5 protein-coding genes are annotated in these 4,429 nt (G+C 67.5%); 4 read left to right on the plus strand and 1 reads right to left on the minus strand.

Features of this window, described 5'->3' with window-relative positions; genetic code table 11:
• Positions 1 to 195: 195 nt before the first annotated feature.
• Positions 196 to 699, minus strand: coding sequence for a Spy/CpxP family protein refolding chaperone (locus JMF82_RS21620; protein ID WP_201316586.1), 504 nt, complete (start codon positions 697 to 699; stop codon positions 196 to 198).
• Positions 700 to 852: 153 nt separating this feature from the next.
• Between JMF82_RS21620 and JMF82_RS21625 the strand changes: the two genes are divergently transcribed.
• The 4 genes from JMF82_RS21625 to JMF82_RS21640 form a co-directional block, all read left to right on the plus strand.
• On the plus strand, positions 853 to 1,539 hold the full coding sequence (locus tag JMF82_RS21625; RefSeq protein WP_201316587.1) for a response regulator transcription factor: 687 nt from the start codon (positions 853 to 855) through the stop codon (positions 1,537 to 1,539).
• On the plus strand, positions 1,536 to 2,900 hold the full coding sequence (locus JMF82_RS21630; protein ID WP_201316588.1) for a HAMP domain-containing sensor histidine kinase: 1,365 nt from the start codon (positions 1,536 to 1,538) through the stop codon (positions 2,898 to 2,900). The genes JMF82_RS21625 and JMF82_RS21630 overlap by 4 nt, the downstream gene beginning before the upstream one ends.
• Positions 2,901 to 2,983: 83 nt before the next feature.
• Positions 2,984 to 3,970 (plus strand): multidrug resistance efflux transporter family protein, encoded by a 987-nt coding sequence (locus tag JMF82_RS21635; RefSeq protein ID WP_201316589.1) that lies wholly within the window; start codon positions 2,984 to 2,986, stop codon positions 3,968 to 3,970.
• A gap of 103 nt (positions 3,971 to 4,073) precedes the next feature.
• Positions 4,074 to 4,429: glycoside hydrolase domain-containing protein (locus JMF82_RS21640; protein ID WP_201316590.1), on the plus strand; the 356-nt coding region annotated here is incomplete at its 3' end.

Here is a 4,429-nt window from a genome sequence, read left to right on the forward strand (position 1 = left end):
GCCTGCGAAGCGGTGAAGCCGTATCCGTGCCTTGACGACCGATTCCACGTCGAGATGGCCACGCTGCGGTCGCGCACTGGGTGCGCTCCTACAAAAAAAGAGGCGGGCGTGAGGTTGCGCAAAAGAAACGGCGCCAGCATGCAGGCTGGCGCCGGTTTTGTTTTTGCCGTGGATTGTTTTTTCTGTGTGGTGCGCTTACTGCGCCGAGGACGAACCCGATGCCGGGTGCTGCGCCTTGAACTGCTCCCACTGCTGGTGGCGTGCCTGGCGGTCGGCCTTCATGGTGGCCAGCTGCGCCTGCTGGGCGGGCGTCAGCACGGTGTAGATCTGCGCGCGGATGGCGGCGCGCTGCTGCACGCGGGCGGTGGCGGCGGCGCCTTCGGCCTGGGCCAGTGCGGTGGCGGCAGCCTGGTAGCCGGAAGCATTCGGAGCCATCTGCTCGAAGGCTTCGCGCTGCTGGCGCAGGTTCTGGCGCTGCGTCTTGGTCTGGCTGAAGGCGTTCTGCATGATCTGCTTGATGCTGGCCTTCTGGGCGTCGCTCAGGTTGAGCTTGGCGTAGGCGCCGGCGAACTCATGGCCGTGACCGCCGTGCCAGCCGCCACGGGGGCCGCCGTCCTGGCCGGCCGCGGCAGCGATGGCGAACGGGGCGAGGGCCAGGGCCGAAGCCATGGCCAGGGCGAGGGTGATGTTCTTGCGCATGGAGTGTTCCTGTGTCGTCGTGGACGGGGGAGGTGTGTCCATTTGACGGCGGCGCCACGTGTATGTTCTTTGCGCAAAGGTAAAGAAGCGTAAAGCCGGTGGAGGCGGGGCCGGGGCGCCGTTTCAATGAGTCCCAGCAGCACGAGTCATTCCATGCCGAGACTACTGATTGTCGACGACGACCGGGCCCTGTGCGGCCTGCTCAAGGACTACCTGGAACGCGAGGGTTTCGTGGTCGAGACCGCCCACGACAGCGAAACGGGATTGGCGCTGTTGCATAACCCATCGACGCGGCCGGATCTGCTGATCCTCGACGTGATGATGCCCGGCCGCGACGGCCTGGATACCTTGCGGGAGCTTCGCCTGAAACACCGGCTGCCGGTCATCATGCTGTCGGCCAAGGGCGAACCGGTCGATCGCGTGGTCGGGCTTGAACTGGGTGCCGACGACTACCTCACCAAACCCTGCCTGCCGCGCGAGCTGTTGGCCCGTATCCGGGCGCAGCTGCGCCGCAATGCGCCGGCCACTGCGGGCAGCATGAGCGTAGGCGTGCTTCGGCTGGAGCCCGGCGAGCGGCGCGCCTATGTCGGCGACCAGGAACTGACGCTCACCGGCGCGGAATTCCAGTTGCTGCTCGCCCTGGCGCAACGTGCGGGCGAACTGGTGGACAAGGCCACGCTGACGCGCATGGCGCTGGGACGCGAGCTGGAACGCTTCGATCGGAGCATCGACGTGCACGTGAGCCGCCTGCGCCACAAACTGGCGGAAGCCTCGCCCCAGTCGCCGCGCATCGAGTCGGTGCGTGGCGCGGGCTACAGCCTGGTCGCGGGGGCCGCGTGAGTCCGTTCAAGAGCTCCCTCTACTGGCGGCTGCTGGTCAGCTTTTGCGCGGTGAACATGCTCGCGCTGTTGTTTGGCGGCTTCCTCACGCAACGCTTCATCGAGTACGGCACGGCGGTGGAGATCAACTGGGCCTCGCTCGCGCAAGGTGCGAACCAGGCCTATGAAAACGGCGGCGCCGGCGGGCTTGCCGAGTGGTCGCAGCAGCAGCGACGCGAAGGTATCGATGCCACGCTGTACGAGAACGGCGAAGCGCTCTTGCCCATCCGCATGCCGTCGTCCGTGCGCGGGTCGCTGGCGAACTGGCTGGATGAAAAGCGCGACATGGTCCTGCAGCCATGGCCGAACATCTACCTGGCGGTGCAACAGGTGAACGGCAGCGATGGCCATACGCGGCAGCTGGTGGCGCTGAGCCGCACGCATTCCCGCCTGCGCCCGCAGACGCGCCAACGGATTTTCCTGGCTAGCCAGGCCGTGCTGTCGCTGCTGTTCATTGGCCTTGTCGGCTGGTGGGTGGCGCGCAGCGTGGCGCGTCCGGTGGAGGCGATCCGGCGGGCCACGCGGCGCATGGCCGCGGGCGAACTGTCGGCGCGGGTAGGGCGTGAAGGCCAGCGCGCCCACGACGAACTGGCGCAGCTCGCACGTGACTTCGACGCGATGGCCGAGCGCATCGAGGCGCTGGTCACGCACGATCGCAGCGTGCTGCAGGACCTTTCGCACGAACTGCGTTCGCCATTGGCGCGCCTGCACCTGATCCTCGACCTGGCCCAGCGCAGCGAACGCCCCGAAGAGGCGGCGCGCTACTTTGCGCAGGCGGAGCAGGAGATCGGCCGGCTGGATCACATGACCGGCGAGATGCTCGCGCTGTCGCGCATGGAGGGCGGCATTCCCGGCGAGAATCGCGAACGCATCGACGTATCATCGCTCATGCAGGACTGCCTGCATCGCGCCGAGTTGGAAGCGCAGGCGCGGCGCCTCACCTTGTCGATGGCGCCGCCGCCCGCGCCGCTCATGGTCTCTGGCAGCGTCTTGCTGCTGGAACGCGCCGTGGACAATCTGATCGCGAACGCGATCAAGTTCAGTCCCGAAGGCGGGCGCGTGGAGCTCGCCGCGCGCGAGGTCGACGGGCGCGCCGTCTGTGCGGTCCGCGACCACGGCCCGGGCGTGCCCGAAGCCGAGTTGCCGTCGCTGTTCCGTCCCTTGTTCCGCGGAAGCAACGCCTCGCGCGCCGAAGGACACGGCCTGGGCCTGGCCATTGTGCAACGCGTGGCGCGGGCCCATGGCGGCGATGTCGAAGCCCGGAATGCGGAAGGCGGCGGGTTGCTGGTGGAGTTGCTGCTGCCGCTTGCATCGCCTGCGTGACGACGGCCTGGCGATGCCAGGCGTCGGTCTTCGAAAACGCCTCGGCATTTGCCACACTCGGTGTTTTCGATCACGGAACGTCCATGCGCTCCAAAGCGTTCACCGCGGTGGGACTGGCGCTGTGCTCGGCGTTGTTCTTCACCATGACGTATGTGCTCAACCGCAGCCTGGTGGCGGGTGGCGGCCATTGGGCATGGGCGGTGATCCTGCGTTACCTGATCACGCTGCCGCTGCTGGCGCTGGTATTGCCTTGGCAGGGTGGCCTAGGCTCGTTGCCGAAGGAGCTGCGGCTTTATCCGCGACCCTGGTTGTGGTGGAGCACGGTCGGTTTCGTGCTGTTTGGCCTGCCGCTCACCTGGGCCGCGAACAGCGGGCCGTCCTGGCTGGTCGCCGGAAGCTTCCAGAGCACGGTGCTGGCCGGGCCCTTGCTGGCGCCTTTCATCTATCGCGATGAGCGACGGCGCCTGGCATGGGGCAGCGTGGCGATCGGCGCCCTGATCCTCGCGGGCGTGTTCGCCTTGCAATGGGGACACGCGCAGGGACGCCTGCAGGCCGGCGACTGGTGGGCGATGGCGGCGGTGGTGTTCTCCGCGTTCGCCTATCCGCTCGGCAATCGCATGGTGCTGCTCCATCTGGAACAGACCGGCACGCGGATCGGCGCAACGCAGCGTGTGTTCGGCATGACGTTGTGCAGTTGGCCGCTATGGCTGGTGCTGGCCGCCATCACCTGGTTCACCGTGGGCCCGCCCGGCCTGCGCGAGGCGTTGCTGGCGGGCGGCGTGGCGTTGTCTTCCGGCGTGATCGCCACGGTGCTGTTCTTCCGCGCCACCGACATGGTGCGCAGCGAGCCCACCTCGCTGGCGGCGGTGGAGGCGATGCAGGCAGCGGAGCTGCTGTTCGCCACGGTCATCGGCGCGTGCTTTCTCGGTGAAGCGTGGCCGCATGGATTCTCCGCGCTGGGCGCGCTGATGATCGTGGTCGGCATCGCGCTGTTCGGCTGGATCAGCGGGCGCTCCGCGGCGGGTCACGATGAGGCGGTGCGCACGTTGCGCACCGATCGCGGCGCCTGATCGGCACCTCTGGAACTTGCCCCTGGCCGCATACTCGGGTTAAACACCCTGGCTACGGCCGTGCATCGCGTGGCCGGTTTCCTATTCGCGATCTGGGGTGATCATGGGGCGGCAGCGTAGTGCGTTGATCCTGGTGGGGGCTTTGCTGGGTGCCATGCCCTTGGCCTATGCGCAGGCACCGGCGAATCTCCAGCTGCTGCGCTGGAACGCGGATGCCCTGGGCAATCACCGTTACCTGGTCGAGGTGAAGGCGGCGGCCAAGGCCGTGCACGTGGTGATCCCCTGGCGTCGTCGCGATGCGCATCCGGAGCAGGTAGCGGTGATTGTCACCGGACCCGACGACAAGCCGGTGGCGAACGTCATGCGCGGCGGCATCAGCCAGGCGCAGGGCGAACTGGTGTTCGAGGCCAGCCAAGCCGGAACCTACGCCGTCTACTACCAACCCTACGCCAGCAAGGG

It is taken from the genome of Dyella sp. EPa41 (genome assembly GCF_016586165.1).
Lineage (GTDB): Bacteria > Pseudomonadota > Gammaproteobacteria > Xanthomonadales > Rhodanobacteraceae > Dyella.